General features: G+C 67.4%; 14 protein-coding genes. 8 read left to right on the forward strand and 6 right to left on the reverse strand.

The window, feature by feature from the left end; genetic code table 11:
- From LTI14_RS11445 to LTI14_RS11455, 3 genes are read right to left on the reverse strand one after another with little or no spacing between them, the layout of a single operon-like run.
- On the reverse strand, positions 1–1,527 hold the full coding sequence (locus LTI14_RS11445; protein WP_241476583.1) for an APC family permease: 1,527 nt from the start codon (positions 1,525–1,527) through the stop codon (positions 1–3).
- A gap of 16 nt (positions 1,528–1,543) precedes the next feature.
- Positions 1,544–2,401, reverse strand: coding sequence for a universal stress protein (locus LTI14_RS11450; RefSeq protein WP_241465126.1), 858 nt, complete (start codon positions 2,399–2,401; stop codon positions 1,544–1,546).
- On the reverse strand, positions 2,394–3,836 hold the full coding sequence (locus LTI14_RS11455; RefSeq protein ID WP_241470381.1) for a flavin monoamine oxidase family protein: 1,443 nt from the start codon (positions 3,834–3,836) through the stop codon (positions 2,394–2,396). The genes LTI14_RS11450 and LTI14_RS11455 overlap by 8 nt, the downstream gene beginning before the upstream one ends.
- A 197-nt stretch (positions 3,837–4,033) precedes the next feature.
- Between LTI14_RS11455 and LTI14_RS11460 the strand changes: the two genes are divergently transcribed.
- Entirely contained in the window at positions 4,034–4,717 is a 684-nt protein-coding gene (locus tag LTI14_RS11460; RefSeq protein ID WP_241465124.1) for a TetR/AcrR family transcriptional regulator, read from the forward strand.
- Here the strand turns inward: LTI14_RS11460 and LTI14_RS11465 are convergent.
- The 3 genes from LTI14_RS11465 to LTI14_RS11475 all read right to left on the reverse strand — a co-directional run bounded on the left by LTI14_RS11465 (position 4,698) and on the right by LTI14_RS11475 (position 7,868).
- Positions 4,698–6,128 (reverse strand): aminobutyraldehyde dehydrogenase, encoded by a 1,431-nt coding sequence (locus LTI14_RS11465; RefSeq protein ID WP_241465123.1) that lies wholly within the window; start codon positions 6,126–6,128, stop codon positions 4,698–4,700. The genes LTI14_RS11460 and LTI14_RS11465 overlap by 20 nt on opposite strands.
- A gap of 105 nt (positions 6,129–6,233) precedes the next feature.
- Positions 6,234–7,046, reverse strand: coding sequence for an RDD family protein (locus tag LTI14_RS11470; RefSeq protein WP_241465122.1), 813 nt, complete (start codon positions 7,044–7,046; stop codon positions 6,234–6,236).
- A gap of 48 nt (positions 7,047–7,094) precedes the next feature.
- Positions 7,095–7,868: an isocitrate lyase/PEP mutase family protein gene (locus LTI14_RS11475; RefSeq protein WP_241465121.1), complete on the reverse strand. Its 774-nt coding sequence runs from the start codon at positions 7,866–7,868 to the stop codon at positions 7,095–7,097.
- 88 nt (positions 7,869–7,956) lie between these two features.
- Between LTI14_RS11475 and LTI14_RS11480 the strand changes: the two genes are divergently transcribed.
- From LTI14_RS11480 to LTI14_RS11510, 7 genes are all read left to right on the forward strand, one after another.
- Positions 7,957–8,946: a stage II sporulation protein M gene (locus LTI14_RS11480; protein ID WP_241465120.1), complete on the forward strand. Its 990-nt coding sequence runs from the start codon at positions 7,957–7,959 to the stop codon at positions 8,944–8,946.
- A gap of 186 nt (positions 8,947–9,132) precedes the next feature.
- Entirely contained in the window at positions 9,133–12,030 is a 2,898-nt protein-coding gene (locus LTI14_RS13275; RefSeq protein WP_241476585.1) for a helix-turn-helix transcriptional regulator, read from the forward strand.
- A gap of 488 nt (positions 12,031–12,518) precedes the next feature.
- On the forward strand, positions 12,519–14,132 hold the full coding sequence (locus LTI14_RS11490) for a DUF1461 domain-containing protein (RefSeq protein WP_241476587.1): 1,614 nt from the start codon (positions 12,519–12,521) through the stop codon (positions 14,130–14,132).
- Positions 14,133–14,218: 86 nt separating this feature from the next.
- The gene (locus LTI14_RS11495; RefSeq protein WP_241465117.1) at positions 14,219–14,959 is read left to right on the forward strand and encodes an aspartate/glutamate racemase family protein; all 741 of its coding nucleotides are present in this window, start codon (positions 14,219–14,221) and stop codon (positions 14,957–14,959) included.
- A gap of 553 nt (positions 14,960–15,512) precedes the next feature.
- Positions 15,513–16,556: a hypothetical protein gene (locus tag LTI14_RS11500; RefSeq protein WP_241476589.1), complete on the forward strand. Its 1,044-nt coding sequence runs from the start codon at positions 15,513–15,515 to the stop codon at positions 16,554–16,556.
- Entirely contained in the window at positions 16,553–16,978 is a 426-nt protein-coding gene (locus LTI14_RS11505; RefSeq protein WP_241476591.1) for a phage holin family protein, read from the forward strand. Before LTI14_RS11500 ends, LTI14_RS11505 begins: the two co-directional genes overlap by 4 nt.
- Positions 16,975–17,471 (forward strand): DUF3618 domain-containing protein (locus tag LTI14_RS11510; RefSeq protein ID WP_241476592.1); only part of this gene is annotated, 497 nt, incomplete at its 3' end. The genes LTI14_RS11505 and LTI14_RS11510, both read left to right, overlap by 4 nt.

Below are 17,471 nucleotides of genomic sequence, written 5' to 3' on the forward strand. Positions count from 1 at the left end.
TCAGAGGGTAGGGAATTCGGTGGTCTCGAAGCGCCGGCGGAAGAACTCCGGCCGCTTGTGGTGCTGCCAGAACATCGCGGCGATGCCGAGGCTGAAGACCAGCATGCCCAGGATGAAGACCAGGCCGACGCCGCCGATCTCCGAGCCGGAGCCGTAGTCGGGGTCCATGGAGTCCCAGATGGTCTGGAAGAAGAAGATCAGCAGCAGGATCCCGCCGACCAGGGGAGCGAGCAGCTTGTTGAAGAAGTCCCCGGCGGAGGCCGTGGCCTCACCGCGGAAATACCAGACGCAGGCCAGCGCGGTGATCCCGTAGTAGAAGCAGACCATCATGCCCAAAGTGGTGATGGTGTCCCACAGGACGTTCTCCGAGATGATGCGCATCACCACGTAGAACACCGAGGCGATCACCACGGCGACGACGGTGGCGTAGGCAGGTGTCTGATAGCGCGGGCTGACCTGGGCGTACTTCCGGTTGAGGGCGCCGTAGTGGCCCATGGCCAGCATGGTGCGGGCCGGGGAGATCATGGTGGACTGCAGCGAGGCGGCCGAGGAGGAGAGCACCGCCAGCGACATCAGGATCGCCATCGGGCCCATGACCGGTCCGGCCAGCGCCGCGAAGACGTTCTCCTGGATGTCGGGGTTGCCCAGGCCGAACTCGCCGTCGGAGACGCCGGCGAAGGTCAGCGCCCCGAGGGTGACGATGGTGTAGAGGCTGACGACCACCAGGATGGTCAGGATCGCGGCCCGCCCCGGGGTGGTGGTGGTGCCGCGAGACTCCTCGTTCATGGTCAGCACCACGTCCCAGCCCCAGTAGATGAAGACCGAGAGTGCGATGCCGGCGGAGAAGGCGGAGAAGGACTCGATGCCGAAGGGGTTGAACCATTCCCAGCTGAAGGCCGTGGCGTCGAAGGCTGAGCCCGCGGAGACCTGGCGGAACGCAGCGACGGCGAACCAGAGCAGCACCAGGACCTGGAAGGAGACCAGCACATACTGCACGGTCTTGGTGGTCTCCATGCCTCGGTAGGAGACGTAGGCGGCCGCGGCCATGAAGATCACACAGGTGATCACGTTGATCGGAACGTTGCGGGTCAGCTCCGCGATCGAGTCGACTCCGGTGATCTGGCTGATCGCCAGGTAGAAGAAGTCCACCGCGATCCCGGCCAGGTTGGAGAGCACCAGGATGGTCGCGGCGAGCAGGCCCCAGCTTCCCATCCAGCCGATCCACGGGCCGAAGGCCTTCGACGCCCAGGTGAAGGTGGTGCCGGCGTCGGGCATCGCGCGGTTGAGCTGTCGGTAGCCCAGCGCGACCAGCAGCATCGGGATGAACCCGACGATCAGCACGGCCGGCAGGTGATCACCGACGGCGGAGGCGGTGGGGCCCAGCGCCCCGGAGAGGGTGTAGGCGGGGGCGATCGTGGAGACACCGATGACCACAGCACCGAGCGCACCGATGCTTCCGATGCTCAGTCCCTTGCTGTGGGTGTGTCGGTTCGGTGTCTGGATGTCGGTGCTGCGGGGTTCGCGCATGGTGTGGTCTCCTCGGTCAGCGCGCCGCGGGCGCGCTGGTGTCAGGGTCGCGCGGCAGCAGGACCATGGGGATCGGCAGATGGGAGAGCACCCGGGCGGCCGTCATGCCCAGGAAGATGTGCCGGCGTCGCGCCAGCGGGGACGAGCCGATGAGCAGGATCCCGCCCTGTGGCCAGTCCACCGTGCCCACCGCGTGGCGCAGCGTCCGTCCGGTGGCGAGGATGTGCTTGATCGGCTCAGCGGAAGCTGTTCCGGCGTCGGCATCGGGCCCCTTCCCGGCATCGTGCCGGGCCGGACCGGATTCCTTGTCCTCGAAGGTCACGAAGGTCAGCGCGGCACCCAGCTGGCCTGCCCAGGATTCACCTGAACGGGTGACCTGGTGGTCGGGGTGAGCGGCGGAGACGGCGGCCATCACGTCGGTGATCTGCGTGTTCGCCCGGTAGCCCGCGGGGGCCAGCGCCACCGGGACGGGGGAGCTGTGCAGCAGCGCGGTGACCGCCGGGTGGGTCATGATCCGGCCGAACCCGATGCCGGAGCCGGTGACCAGCACGTCGGAGTCCAGCTCCTGCACCGCGGAGACGAGTCCCTCGGCGATCGAGCCGGCGGGGCGGATGTGGCTGTGGTGCCTGATCTCGGGCGGGATGACGGCTTCGGCCTCGGCGATCCACTGCTGGGCCTGTTCGGCGATGATCCCGACGACGCTTCCCACCGGGGGATATTCCTGCTTGAACGCCGAGTCCTGGCGGATCACCAGGATGAGGTCGAGTCGTGCCCCGGCCGACCGGGCCAGCGCGATTCCCAGCGCCAGGGCGTCGAGGCTTCGCTCGTCGCCGCCGAAGCCCACCGCCACCCGGCGAATAGTCTTCTCAGCCATGGTTCTCCTCCACATGATCGGTGTGCTGCGCGTCATCATCTGTGTTCCCCGCCAGGCGGTCCACGACGTCCGCGGCGGTCCGGCGTCCCTGCCGAAGCGCCCCGTCGACGTGTTGGTAGCCTTCCGCCGCCAGGTCGGAGCAGGCCCAGTGCAGCGGACCTACCGCGCTGCGCTGATGCGCGCCGTAGCGGGAGAGTCCGCCGATGTCGAAGCTCGCGGCGTAGGCGCCGCGGGTCCATTCCTCGGAGCCGAAGTCCGACTCGTAGTAGACCTCTGGAGTCAGCGCCTCCTCGCCCAGGTAGGCGGCGAGTGAGCGCAGGATCGTTTCGCGGCGCTGCTGCGCGGTGAGGGTGAACATCTGATCGGCCACTTCATCAGAGACGAAGCCGACGAGGGTGCCGCGTTGGTCCTGGTGGTTGGTGTTGTCATAGACCTCCTGGCAGACCTCGTTGGGACCGAAGCCGGTGCCGGAGAGACCCTGTTCTCGCCAGAAGGGACGGTCGTAGACCGCGTGGACCTTGATCACCTGGCCCATGGACTGGTGCTGATGCATCTGGTGCTGGAGCCGTGGAAGGGGCGGCTCGAAGCTGATCCGCGAGTACAGGTTCGGCGGCACCGCGATGATGACCTCGCGGGCTCGCACGGTGACCCGATCGGAGAAGACGGTGACCCCGCCGTCGGGGTTCCAGGCGATGGTGCGCACCGGGGTGGAGAGCTGCACCGAGTCGGCGGGCAACCGGGCCTCCATCGCTTCGGAGACGCTCTGCATCCCGCCGACCACGCGGCGGTCGAGGATGAAATCCTCGTCCACCAGGTTGCTGAAGGATCCGGCGGAGGTGGCCATCAGTACCGCCTGCAGCGCGGAGAAGGCGTGATCGGGTTTGGTGAGCATCCCGCCGGCGAGGAAGATCGCGATGTTCTCCCGGGCGGCGGCGTCCTCGGTCTGGCTGCGCAGCCACGCGTTGAAGGTCACGGTGTCGAGCTCGCGCGCCATCGGATGGGCCCAGGGCTCTTCGGGCCCGATGGAGGCGGACAGCTCGTCGAGGATCCCGATGATCCGCTGCATCTCTGCGACAGTGTGCTCCGGTGCGGGAAACATCTCGCTGGTGAACTCGTGGCGGACGCCGTCGCGGTCGAGGTAGAGGTTCGCACCCTCCCGGTAGCGGGTGAAGGTCTCCATTCCCAACTCTTCGAGGAGCTCCAGGAGTGCGGTCTGGTTCCGGGAGACCCACTGGCCGCCGATCTCCAGGAAGGCGCCGTCGATCTCTTGGGACCAGGTGCGCCCGCCGACGCGGTCTCGCGCCTCCAGCACGATGGTGGAGCGGCCTGCGGCCTGCAGCGTCCGGGCGGCCATCAGCCCGGCGGGTCCCGCGCCGACGACGACGACGTCGCACTCGCGCGCTTCGCTGCTGCCCAGTGATCGTTTAGCTTCCATGCTGTTCCCCTTCGCGGATAAATTAACTATATTCATTAACGGGGAGTCTCGAGCGGTTGTCAAGACCTGCTGGAGATTTTCGCCGGGGTGATGTCAGGCCCATAGACTGGGCCCTCGTGGCCAGCGGCCAGTGACTGACGGATCACCGGTGTCGACGCTGTCGCCGACGGCGCGAGATGAGCGAGGGGAATTGCACAGTGACTGCGGAGAAGACGCGATCTCGAGGACGAGGTCGACCCACCTCCCCGGTGCTCTCGCGCGGGGTGATCGCAGGCAAGGCCATGACCTTGGTCGCCGAGCGCGGGTATGACCATCTGACCATGGCGGGTCTGGCGCGCAAGCTCGGGGTGTCGGCCTCGGCGCTGTACAACCACGTGTCCTCCAAGCAGGACGTGCTGGTGCTGATCCAGGATCGGCTCAACGAATCGATCGACTGTTCCGCCTTCGACCGGCTGCCCTGGCCGGAGGCGCTGAGCGTCTGGGCGCGCTCCTATCGTGAGTGCTATGTGCAGCACACCGAGCTGATTCCGCTGATCGCCGTGCTGCCCATCGCTGACGCTCCGCAGTCGCTGCGGATGTACGAGCGGGTCTTCAGCGCCCTGCACTCGGCTGGGATCGAAGACCGCGCCGCGGTGGACATCATCGCCGGGATCGAGGCGCTGGTCTTCGGAGCGGCCTATGACGCCGCAGCCCCGGCGGACATCTTCGACCCGGGCGGCAGCCTCGACATCGCACCCACCTTCGCCCGGGCAGCCGAGCTGCGATCAGCCGACGCCCGCGCCTCGGCTGATCGAGCCTTTGAGATGACACTGGAGGTCCTCGTAGACGGGCTGGCTCGCCGGGTCGAGAAGGGTGAGACGTTCAGTCCAAGGCATGCATGACGTGTTTGACCCGGGTGTATTCCTCCACTGAGTAGAGCGAGAGGTCCTTGCCGTAGCCGGAGGCCTTGAACCCGCCGTGCGGCATCTCGGCCACCAGCAGCAGGTGGGTGTTGACCCAGACGCAGCCGAAGTCGAGATCGCGGCTCATCCGCATCGCCTGTCCCTGATTCGTGGTCCAGACGCTCGAGGCCAGCGCGTAGTCCACGCCGTTGGCCAGCTCCACGGCCTGCTCCTCGGTGGAGAAGGGCTGCACCGTGAGCACCGGGGCGAAGGTCTCCTCCTGGACCAGCTCGTCCTCCTGGCGGACCCCGGTGATGATGGTGGGCTTCACGAAGAATCCCTTGGAGTCCTTCGACGGTGCGCCCCCGGTGATCACCGTGGCGTGGTCGGGGATGTTCTCCAGCTTGGTGCAGACGGTCTCGAAGTGGCGCACGTTGTTCAGCGGGCCGTAGTCGTTCTTCGCATCATCGAGCTCGCCGGTGGTGAGCTTTGCCGCCTGGGCGGCGAGAAGCTCGACGAACGCGTCGTGGACGCTGTCCTGAACCAGGACTCGGGTCACCGCCGTACAGTCCTGGCCGGCGTTGAAGGTGCCGAAGGTCAGGATCATCTCGGCTGCCTTGTGCAGATCTGCGTCGGCGAAGACCACCGCAGGAGCCTTGCCGCCCAGTTCCAGATGGGTGCGCTTGACCGACTTCGCGGCAGACGTCGCGACGGCCTGGCCCGCGCGCACCGAGCCGGTGATCGCCACCATCGCGGGGGTGCCGTGTTCGGTGAGCAGCTGCCCGGTGCTGCCGTCGCCGAGCACCACGTTCAGCACGCCGGCGGGCAGCACCTCCCCGGCGAGCCGTGCCAGCACCAGGGTGGATTCGGGTGTGGTCTCTGCGGGCTTGAGCACGATGGTGTTGCCCGCGGCCAGGGCGGGTCCGATCTTCCAGATGGCCATCATGAGCGGGAAGTTCCACGGAGTGATCTGCGCGACGACGCCGACCGGCTCGCGCCGCACATAGGAGGTGTGTCCTTCCAGATATTCCGCCGCTCCGCGGCCTTCGAGCAGTCGTGCCGCCCCGGCGAAGAAACGCAGCTGGTCGGCGCCCACGGCCACCTCTTCCTCGGCGATGATCCGCCGCGGCTGTCCGGTGTTGCGGTGCTGAGCCTCGACCAGCTCGTCGGAATGCTGCTCCATCTTGTCCGCCAGCGCCAGCAGGCAGCGCTGGCGTTCCGACGGCGTCACCGACTTCCATGAGCGGAAGGCTTCGTGCGCCGCGGCGAAGGCGGCGTCGACGTCGGCCGCATCGGAGACCGGGGAAAGGGCGACGCGCTCGCCGGTGACGGGACTGGTGACGTCCATCTCCGTCGAACCCCTGGCTGCCACGAATGATCCGTTGATGTAGTTCTCAAGCCGCGAGCTCACAGAGATTTCCTCCACACTCAGATAATGATTCGGGTTCATTTTACGGTGAGAGCATGTGATGCGCAACACTCCTGGAGAATCCGTGAGGGAGCGGCGGCGTCCCGCTCAGCTGTAGGGCAGTCGGTGAAGCCGCTGGCCCAGCCGGTGCTGCCGCTCGGCCTGGATGCGCAGCCGTCGATATTCGCGGTTGCGACGCTCAGCCATGACCGCAACCAGGAACTCGGTGGCGGAGGAGGGCGGGGCCGGCGGAGCGACGTGGCCGGCGACCTCATCGGCCAGCCGGTTGGCGGTGTGCTCCAGCGCCTGGGTGTTGTGCCCGCGAGGGCTGTCCTGGATGGTGCGCAGGAACCGCGAGGCTCGAGCAGCCACGGTGTCCGGGATCCGGCCCAGGTCAGCGATCTGGGTCCAGGAGGTCAGCTGCGGGGGCACCGGCAGCATCATCGGCTTCACCGCCGGCTGGCGGACCCGGATCACGTAGGTGCCGGCGACCATGTCGCCCAGGCGCTTGGTGCGCCGACTGAACATCCCGGCGAAGAGCGGGATGATCCCGAAGCTGAGGTAGATCTCCCCGAAGCCGACCAGCGCGCGGATTCCGGCATGGCGCAGCCGGATCGCGCCGCCGTCGTCGCGCACCACCCGGGTGCCGAAGATCAGCCGCCCCACCGATCGACCTCGAGACAGGGTCTCCACCGTCATCGGCAGGATCACGAGGCACAGCACGGCCCCGCCGAGCATGACCGCGGCCTCCAGGGCCGGGTCGACGGCGCCGGCGCCCGCGGCCATGCCGGAGAGGAGCAGGAAGGCCAGCAGCGCGGCCCAGGCGATGATCAGGTCCACGATCAGCGAGGCGGCGCGGGTGATCAGCGAGGCGGCCGGAAGCTCCAGCTCGACGCCTTCACCGGTGATCACATTGCGCATGGGCCCAAGCGTAGCGTTCCGGGGGCGGCGTCACGCGTCGGCGGTCATCTAGGCGGTGGGAGTCCAGGGCTGGAGGATCTCACCCATCGCCTCGGTGAGGCTGCGCTGCAGCAGCGGACCGAAGGACACCCGCTTCACGCCCAGCTTCGAAAGCTCCTCGAGGCTCAGTCCCTCGGGGATCGCGCCGTTGACCGGGTGGGCCGTCACGTTCAGCGGGGTATTCACCGCCGCCAGGATCCGTTCCAGGAAGTCCCGGGAGGGGACCTTCACGGGGTAGAGCGAATCCGCTCCAGCCTGCTCGAGCAGGCGCATCCGGTGCAGCGCATCCTTGAGCTGGGCCTCCGGGTCTTCGTCGGTGGTGAACGCATCGGTGCGGCCGTTGATCACCAGATGCGTCCCCGCGGCGTCGGCGGCGGCGCGGATCGCGGCGATGTAGGCGGCGTGCTCCTCGGGGGAGCGCATCTCGTCCATCGAATGGACCGTGTCTTCGATGTTGATCCCGGCCGCGCCGGCCTCCAGGGTCCGGTGCACCAGCTCCTCGGCGGGAGTGTCATATCCGGACTCCAGATCCACCGAGACCGGGATGTCGACGACGTCGGTGATGCGTCGCACCACGTTCAGGACGTCGGACAGCTCCATGGCCTCGCCGTCGGCCTCACCCAGGGAGTCCGCCACCGGGTGGCTGCCGATGGTCAGCGCGGAGAAGCCGAGGGAGGCGCACGTCTCGGCCGACCAGGCGTCCCAGACGGTGGGCAGGATGACCGGGGTGGCCTGGTGGTGGAGCTCGAGGAGACGCTGGGCATGCTGCGCAGAAGTAGTCATCTCCGCATCGTGGCACATGCGCGACGTCGAGGGAAGGTGGTCCCGCAGGTGCCGCCGTGACGCGCTGAGTACGGGGTAGTCTCATGGCGTGGATATCGACGCCTTCATCGCCGTGCATCAGCATGAGTGGGACCGGCTCGCCACGCTGGCCTCGCGCCGTCGACTCTCCGCCGGAGAGGCCGATGAGATGCTGCGGCTCTACGAGCGGACCTCCACACACCTGTCCATGATCCGCGCGGCCGAGCCGGATTCGCCGGTGGTGGCCTCGTTGTCCGCCCCGTTGGGCCGGGCCCGTGCGCATCTGACCGGGTCCGGGGAGAACGTGTTCGTCTCCAGCGCATATTTCTTCACGCAGACCCTGCCGGTGGCGTTCTACCGGATCCGATGGCTCACCGTGATCCTGGGGGCTGGGTTCATCGCCGTGACGATCGCCTTCGCCCTCTGGACGATCCATCACCCACAGATCGATCTGCTGATGCCGGAGGATGCCCGGCAGAGCTACGCGGGCACCGAGTTCGTCAACTACTACTCGGAGCACCCGAACTCCAGCTTCGCGGCTCAGGTATGGACCAACAACGCCTGGATCGCCGCCCAGGAGGTCGCCTTCGGGGTGACCGGGGTCTTCGTGCCCTTCGTGCTCTTCGTCAACGCCCAGGGTCTCGGCATGGCGGCCGGAGTCATGGCCGAACAGGGCGAGGCCTCCACCTTCTGGCTCTACATCCTGCCGCACGGGCTGATGGAGATCACCGCGATCTTCATCGCCGGGGCGGCCGGTCTGCGGATCTTCTGGGCCTGGGTCGCGCCGGGACAGATGCGCCGCTCCGCCGCGCTGGCCGCCGAGGGGCGCAAACTCATCACGGTGGCCTTCGGGCTGGTGCTGGTGCTGCTCATCTCCGGGGTGGTGGAAGGCTTCGTGACCCCCTCTGATCTGCCGCACTGGCTGCGCATCGGCATCGGCGCCGCGGTGCTCGCCGCCTACTGGGTCTACACCCTGGTGCTGGGCGGGCGGGCACACCGGGCCGGGGTCACCGGGGACCTCGGAAAATACGACGCCGGCACGGTGGAGCTCACAGCCTGACGCCCGGGCCGAAACAGCTGGGGCGCCGGCCCTCGGTCCGCGCTCTGCGTCCCAGGCCCTGCAGAGCACGGACTACTGAGTTCTCTACCTATTCCCTGAGGACACCGGTCACATCACACTGGTGTACGACGGCACATCCGACACGATCATTACACTCGAGGCCCGCAGCAGAGAAAGACTTCAGTAGTGACCCTCAATGGTTTTGGCATCTCTCGCAGAGAGCTCGTCGGCAGATCCGCCGACATGCAGATCCTGCAGCAACACGCCGAACGTGCGCGCCATGGACACGCTCAGCTCGTCGTCATCGAAGGCGAGGCGGGCGTGGGAAAGACGACGCTCGTCAAGGAGTTCCTGGCCTCCCTGGAGGGGTTCAGTCAGTTCTCCATCACGCTGCTGGAGGAGGATCAGCAGAAGCCGGCTTCGGTCTTCCGGCTGGTCTCAGCCGATCCCTCAGACCCGACGATCCGAACGCCCCAGGAACTGGTCGAGGCCGCCCGATCAGGGGTGGCCGCGCTGCACGGTCCCTTCATCGCCGTGGTGGAGGATTTCCACTGGGCCGACCCGGTGTCGGTGGAGGCCGCAACGCTGGGCCTGCGCCAGATCATCCCAGCTCCGGGCCTGCTCCTCTTCACGATGCAGCACCCCGAGCGTGAGGATCTCAAACGCCTGGTCCAGATCGCCCAGTCGAATCCGGCGGCCTCCCACATCGTGCTGTCCACGCTCAGCGAGCAGGGCGTTCGCGAATATCTCAGCGCCGCGACCGGGCTTCCCATCTCGGAGCATTCAGCCGCCCAGGTCCACCACATCACCGGAGGGCTGCCCGTGGTGGTGCATGAGGCGGCCACCTGGCTGGAACACACGAAGTCCTTTCCCGGACGCAGCACCCAGCACGTGCTGGCGCGCGTGGAAACCGCCATGCAGGAAGATGCCAGCCGGTACCGCCAGCACATCGTGGCAAGCATGGAATCACTCAGCACCAGCGCTCGCGAGGTGCTCGAGCTGTTGGCCCTGGCCGCCGTGCCGCTGCCTGGGTGGTACCTGCTGCGCGGGCTCCACGCGCAGGAGCAGGATCTGGCGGAACTCCGGAACCTGGATCTGGTGAGCCGCGACTCCGCGGGGGTGAACTACCGGCTGCGAAGCGCCAGCTGGCAGAGCACCCTCCGGGATCTCATCCCACCGGTGGACCGGGTCAGGCTTCTGCTGGCACTGGCAGAGTTCGACGACGGACCGGAGAGCTTCGCATTCCGGCTCAGTGCGGCTCGCCTCGGGGAGGACCAGGAGCACCTGGTGATGTTGGGTGAGCTTGGAGTCGAACGCACTGCAGAGCTGGAGGAGCAGGGGTTCGGGGAGAAGGCTGAGAGCCTGATCGAGCAGGTGACCACCGCACTGCCCCAGGAGGGCGGCCTGCGTGCACTGATCAGCCTTGCTGTCCGTCGACGTGCGCTGCCCCAGGTGATCAACGACGGCCTGGATGTGGCCTTCGAGAACATGCCCGAGGGGACCCTGCAGTCGGCGTGGAACGCCCTGATGCTGCTGCGCCGAGGTTCCACCGGCGAGGCCGTGGCCTCACTGGGGCTGTTCCCGCCCGGCCCTGCCAGCCGGACCGAGGACGTCGTGGTCTTCGCCTACGCGGTCAGCGAATGTGGCAGGCTCGCGATCCCCTATGGCATCGGGGTTCCCAGCCCTGCCTTCTTCGGGACTGCGCTCACCGAGATCCAACAGTGGCGTGATGCGTCTCGTGCTGGAGCCGAGTCCCGCGAGGACGCCCCTGAGGTGGGGGACTATCTGGGGCAGCTGATGGTGATCATCGAGATGTGGAGTGTGCTCGCCAAGGGCCGGGGGGAGCGAGCCCCTGATGAAAGTGTGGCGGAGCTGCGAGACCTGTTGGCGCGTCGAGTGCCTGGCGCGGGGACCGGGCTCGCCGCAAGTGCTGTGCGGTCCGCGCTGGGTGCTCGGATGCGGCTCGCCGGCGAGTGCCGGGCGTCCTTTCGGATGCTCGAATCCCTTGTCCAGGAGCCTGCTACTGACTATCTGGACTCTGCTCGGCTTAATTTCGGCCTCTCGCTGTTCTACTCGGGACGCTGGGACGAAGCAGAGCAGCTGACTACCCGCGTGGCGGCCAATGGCCTGGACAACGGTGAAGACGTCCATGCCCTGATCGGCTATGCCTTCGCGGCGCTGGTGCCCCTGGCCCGTGGACAGGCGCGCGGTGAGCGGCTGCTCGATGTCGTGAAGAAGGCCCAGCACGGTCCCGAACCGACGGCGGCGGATGCGATCTGCGTGTTCGTCGAAGCGTGGGCCTGCCTGCTGCGAGAGGAGAACCCGCGTGCGCTGGACCTGCTGCTGGCGTTGAAGGAGCGGCAGTCACCGTGGAGCGTCATCGGTCTGATGCAGGTCACGCTCCTGGGGCGCCTGCTGTGCCAGCAGGACCGGAGCGCGGAGGCGCGGGACCTGCTCCAGACGGTCAGCGATGTCAGCATCCCGGCAACACCCGCCTCGCGCCGATACGCGGAGAATTACCTCTCCGGGCTGACTGCAGATGATCCGCGGCAAGGCATGGGGCGCCTCCTCGCCGCGATCGATCTGCTGGATCTCATCATGCAGCCGCAGCGTTCCCCGGGGGAGGCTGAACGGGGGAGCTTCCGGCTGCACCGAGCGCTGCTGGCGCTGGACATCGCTGACCTCTGCGCAGCGCACCCCGAGGTTCTCAGCGAGCATCGGACTCGCGCTCTGGGCCTCCTGGCCTGGGCTGGGGTGGTGTTCACCCGGTGCGGCGTGGAGCCTCTCGCAGAACATGTCGGTCAGACCCGCCAGCGCCTGAGAGCGGGAATCCGCGGAGGAGCCGCGGGCGCCGGCGCGGTGGCTGACTTCGACGATGGGCTGCATGTGCTCACCCGACGCGAGCGTGAGGTCGCCAGACACGTCGCCAGGGGCCTGACCAACCGGGAGGTGGCGGATCACCTGGTGCTCTCGGTCCGGACGGTCGAGACCCATGTCCGCAATATTCTGAAGAAGTTGGAACTCGACAGCCGCAAGACCCTGCGCCGGCGGCTGACGACGACGGCACCTGCGAGACAGCAGTAGCTGCACCTGGCAGGTTGCCGAATATCTGCGCTGGAGAACCTCGAGCCCACCCTCGTCCTCCGATCTGACTCCGGAGTGCAGACCGGGCCGCACCCCAGGCTCAGACAAGGATGAAGCGCAGGGGCGCAAGCTGATTGGAACGGCGCTCGAACCCGATCGTCAAGACCTCAGCTCCTGCATGTAGACGCCGATGTCGTCCTGACGCTGGTGAAGGCTGTGCGGGAGCTTTGCACTGAAACGACCTACGCGAGTCCGGAGGGTGACTGCGCTGAGCGCCCTCCGAAGCAGGAAGAAGCCCCAGGACAGGCGCCGAGACTCTGGGTGACCCCCACGCCACCTCAGGCCGCGAAGAAGCTGACCTGCAGTCGGTGTGCGCCTCGCGAGCACCTGAGACGAGGCCCGACGCCGACTCTCCGCGCTTCCTCCCCACATAAGGGGTGCCGCGCTCATACTGTTGAGGAGAGTCAGTAATGCGTGGAGAGGCAGATATGAGCGCGAATTCCGATCGGAACGAGGCCGGCAGGCCCGCCGATGAGAACGAAGATTTTGAATCCGGGCTGGACTACGGTGCCTTCGCATCCGAAGAGCCCGATTTTCCCGACGACAACCTGAGCGCCGAGCGTGACCAGCGCCCGGCCCAGTCGGGTCAGTCAGGTGCAGCCGAGTCAGCCACCGGTCAGTCAGGCACGGGTCAGTCAGGCACGGGTCAGTCAGGTGCAGGCCAGGCCGGCGTCGGTCAGCCCGATGAGCAGGCCACCCAGGCCATCCCGGCGACCCGCGACCCGCAGGACACGTCCGGTCGTCACGACCAGGGCAGGGACGCCCCCACCGAGAGCATTTCGCGCACTCCTGCGCCGGGCGCCGGTGCGGAGAGCCCCAATGCCACGCGTTCCCTCGATGATCTGCGCTCGCCCCGGGACACCCGTTCGACGGATGACACGACCACGTTCACCGGAGCGGCTGCGGCAGGTGCACAGGGAGCAGGTGCCGCGACCTCAGGTGCAGCAGCATCAGGCGCTGCGGGGGATTCCAGAACCACGCAGCAGGCCACGCCGAGCCCTACTCCAGCGACGCCGAACCAGGGTGCTGATACCGACCAGCCGACGGAGAACGCCGCCGAACTGAGCCGACGTGAGCAGCGTCGTCGTGATCGGGCCGAAGCGAAGTCCGACGATCAGGACACGGCCGTAGTTCCCGCTGATCGCTCCGATCGTCCAGGGTCCAGTCAGACCCACGCGGCCTACGGCTCGGACGAGTCCGTCACCGACGCTGACCTGAACGATGAGGTCGCCCGCTCCAAGCGTGGCGTCTCCCGCTTCTTCCAGGTCCTGATCGCGATCTTCACTCCGATCCTGCTGCTGGTCGCCGCAGTGCGCCTGGTCGCCTCCCCGCTCTTCCTCTGGGTGGCCTACAACCGTCCATGGATTCCGGATGGCGCCTACAGCATGGACGCTGATGACCGGCTGGTCTACGGCTCCTATGGCACAGACTTCCTGACCAACCTTGCAAACTCGCGCTACCTGTCAGAGCTCGCGCCCGGTGGAGAACAGCTGTTCACCGAGGGTGAGGTCGCGCACATGGTCGACGTCAAGTTCGTGGTCCTCTGGGCCATGCTCATCGGCGTCCTCCTGCTGGTGATCACCTTGATCCTGGCGCTTCTGCTTCGCGCCTGGCGTCCAGGGGGAGTGGCCCGCGGGCTCTTCGCCGGCGCCTGGGTGACCTTAGGCCTCATCATCGCCGTCGCAGTCCTGGCGATCATCGACTGGCAGCTCTTCTTCGCCGAGTTCCACCGGATCTTCTTCGCCGACGGCACCTGGACCTTCCCGACCGACTCCACGCTGATCCAGCTCTACCCCGAGCAGTTCTGGATCGACGCCGGTGTCGCCGTAGTCGCGCTCGCGGTGCTGTTCGCCCTGATCCTGCTGATCGCGACCTGGCCCACCCGCCGTCGGCGTGCGCGCCGGGCAGCACGCCTGGCCGAGGTGCACGAGCGTCGCAAGGTCAAGCTGGTCGAGGAGCTGAACAAGGGCAACGGGGATTACAGCGAGAGCTCGACCCACACCCCCGCTCGTGGTCGCAAGCGTGACCGCAACCTCGACTGAGAGCGGGATCAGACCACCTCGGTGGGCTGAGTCCGCAGTGTTCGACGGCCCCTGCTCAGCGGGCGTCCCGGGTACACTCTTCGCTGATGACCAGTGACAACACCGCCGCAGCCCCAGCCGCCCAGGGCCCCCTAGTAGGGATCCTGGGCGGCATGGGTCCTGCCGCCACCGTCGATTTCTATTCGAAGCTGATCGCGGCCACTCCCGCCGCCACGGATCAGCAGCACCTCCGCGTCATGATCTGGGCCGATCCGACCGTCCCGGACCGCTCGCAGGCGATCGTGGGCCACGGAGAGGACCCGACGCCGAAGCTGTCGGAGGGCGCCCAGCAGCTCAAAGACGCCGGCGCCGCGTTCTACGTGGCCGCCTGCAACGGCTCTCACGCCTTCCTGCCGCGGGTTCGTGAGCAGGTGGACCTGGAGTACGTCTCCATGATCGACGTGACCGCCGAGCACCTCAGTGCCCTGCCCTACGTGAAGGCCGCCGGTCTGCTGGCCACCGATGCGACCCTCACCGCAGGGCTCTACCAGGACAGCCTGGCCGCCTACGGGGTGGAGCCGATCGTTCCCGAGGCCGCCGATCAGCACACGGTGATGGAGGCGATCTACGCGGTCAAGGGCGGCAACCTCGGCCCCGAGCTGCGCGCCGCCCTGGTCAGGGTGGCCCAATCCCTGGTCGCCCAGGGCGCCGACGTGATCGTCGCGGCCTGCACCGAGATCCCCCTGGCGATGACCACCGAGGAGTCCCCGCGACCGCTCGTTGATCCTGCGGTGCTGCTCGCAAACCATGTCGTGACGAAGGCGAATACGCTGCGCGGAGGAGCTTGAGGGCGGCCGGTCCGGACTGAGAGCAATGGAGCGTCGCCGCTGACCGCGTTCGTCAGACTGAGCATGACTCACAGCACCTCCGCGCCCCGCGCTGCGGCGTGAAGACCCCGAGGCCGGCAGCTCATGGATCCCCGAGGGTCGGCTGTTCGACGCGTCGATGCGTCGGTGCGCTCCCTCGACGGGGGTGACTGCCGAGGGCGATGCCCCGCGCAGGGCGAGTCGGACAAGACGCACGGCCGAAACGACGGTGGCATCCAGGACTTGGAGCCGTGCAGACAGTGACGTCGCGACTGGTGGCGGCGGACGCGGACCGCCACGGAGCCCGGGCCCGGGTACCGGGGCCCGTGACAGGGCGCATGAACTCCACGTCCACATCCCCCGGGCCGGGCGTGCCCGGCACAAAACCCGATCGCCGACGGGGTGGCGCACTGATCTGGGACGTGGGGGAAACGCACACGTTGTCGTCAGTGAAACGACAGTCACCGCTCCTAGCGTCAGGAGTGAACGGCATCGTAGATCGTGTCGATGCCGTCGCCCCTGACGAAAGGCAACCATGACTGACCCCATCAACACATCCCCGCGTCCTTCCAATCCAGAGGATGCCGCGAGCAAGACCCCGTCCGCAGCTGAACCCCGGACATCCTCACCAGACTCAGATGCGACCGGACCTGTGCCCGCGGTCCATGCCGCCCCCTCGGGTCTGGAGCCGGTGACCGGTGAACCGGGCTACTCCGCCCGGCATGCCTCCGAGACAGGTTCTCCGGGCACGACCGACCAGTCCCGGTCCGGTCCGGCCAGCGCGAGCCGGCCCAGCACTGGCCAGAGCACATCAGACCAGGGCACATCAGATCAGGGCTCATCCGAGCAGGGCAGGTCAGATCAGGCGACGTCAGATCAGGCCAAGAGTGCGGCCCAGGACGTGGCCGGTGATGCCAAGGACGCCGGCCGGGCCGTGAAGGACACCGCGGCGCAGGAGGCCGCTGGGGTCAAGGACGACGCCGTGCGTGAGGCCAAGCGCCTCGGCGGTGAGGCGAGCACGATGCTGGAGTCCCAGGCCGCTGAGCAGCTGGATCGGGCGGCAGTCACGGTGCGCACCTTCAGCGATGACGTCGGGCGCATCGCGCGTGGTGAGAAGCCTGAGCCCGGGGTCGCGAAAGACCTCGTGGACCAGCTGAACTCCCGCGCCGAGACCACCGCGAGCTGGCTCGAGGATCATGATCCCAAGGAGGTCCTCCAGGAGGTCCAGAGCTTCGCGCGCCGTCGGCCGGTCGCGTTTCTCGCGATCGCCGCTGGTGTCGGGTTCGCCGCTGGCCGGCTGACCCGGGGCATCTCGCAGCATCACGCCGATGACGACAAGCAGGGCACCTCCACCCCGCGCACCGAGTCCCACACCGAGTCCCGCTCTGCCTCGAGGACCACACCGGGGACCACACCTGGGGTCACACCGGAGGCCGTCCCGGGGACCATGCCAGACACCACACCGGTGACCGCCGGCGGCCCGGGGACCGGTGTCCCGGCCTATGATGCCGGTCCCGGGGCTACGACGCCCGGTTACCCGGCCGGTACCGATCCCTATGCCGGGGGTGGTGACCGATGAGCAGCTCCAACTTCCCCACCGAACCCGAGCGCAAGGCCGAGCAGGAGTCTCTGGGTTCGCTGATGTCTCAGGTCAGCGATGACCTCTCGACCTTGATCCGGCAGGAGACCGCGCTGGCGAAGGCGGAGCTCTCCGAGACCGCGAAGAAGTCAGGGAAGGGTGCTGGCATGTTCGGCGGCGCCGGGATCGCGGGGCACTTCGTGTTGTTGTTCCTCTCGATCGCTCTGTGGTCCGGGATCGGTGCCACTGATCTGGGTCATGCATGGTCTGCGGTCATCGTGGCTGTGGTCTGGGCGATCGTCGCTGCGGTGTTGGCGGTGCTCGGTAAGAAGACCCTTGATGAGGTTCAGGGTGCCCCGCAGACTGCGGAGACCCTTAAAGAAGTTCCTGATGCTCTCACCCCCACGAAGGAGACCCGATGACACAGCAGAGTCCAGAAGAGATCCGCGCTGATATCGAGCGGACCCGCAGCAGTCTTTCCCTTGACGTGGACGCGGTCGCGGACAAGGTCTCCCCGTCGAAGGTCGCTGCGCGCCAGACCGAGAAGGTCCGCAGCGCCGTGGGTGGGTGGAAGGACCAGGTGATGGGGTCGGCCGAGGATGCCTCGAGTCAGGTCTCGGACCAGGCCCACAGTGCTGCGGAAGGTGTGAAGCATGCGCCTTCTGAGGCCAAGCGCAAGACTCGGGGCAACCCGTTGGCGGCGGGGCTGATCGCGCTGGGTGCCGGTTGGCTGGTGGCTTCGGTCCTTCCGGCTTCGGAGTCGGAGAAGAAGGCGGCGGCGAAGCTTGAGGATCAGGCTCAGCCGCTGGTCGATGACGCGAAGGGTCAGGTCCAGTCGATGGCTGAGGAGCTCAAGGAGCCTGCGCAGGAATCTGTGCAGCGGGTTCGTGATTCCGCGGCGGAGAGCGCTCAGAA

Origin of the sequence: Nesterenkonia sp. YGD6, from assembly GCF_022565895.1 — a bacterium.
Taxonomy (GTDB): Bacteria; Actinomycetota; Actinomycetes; order Actinomycetales; family Micrococcaceae; genus Nesterenkonia.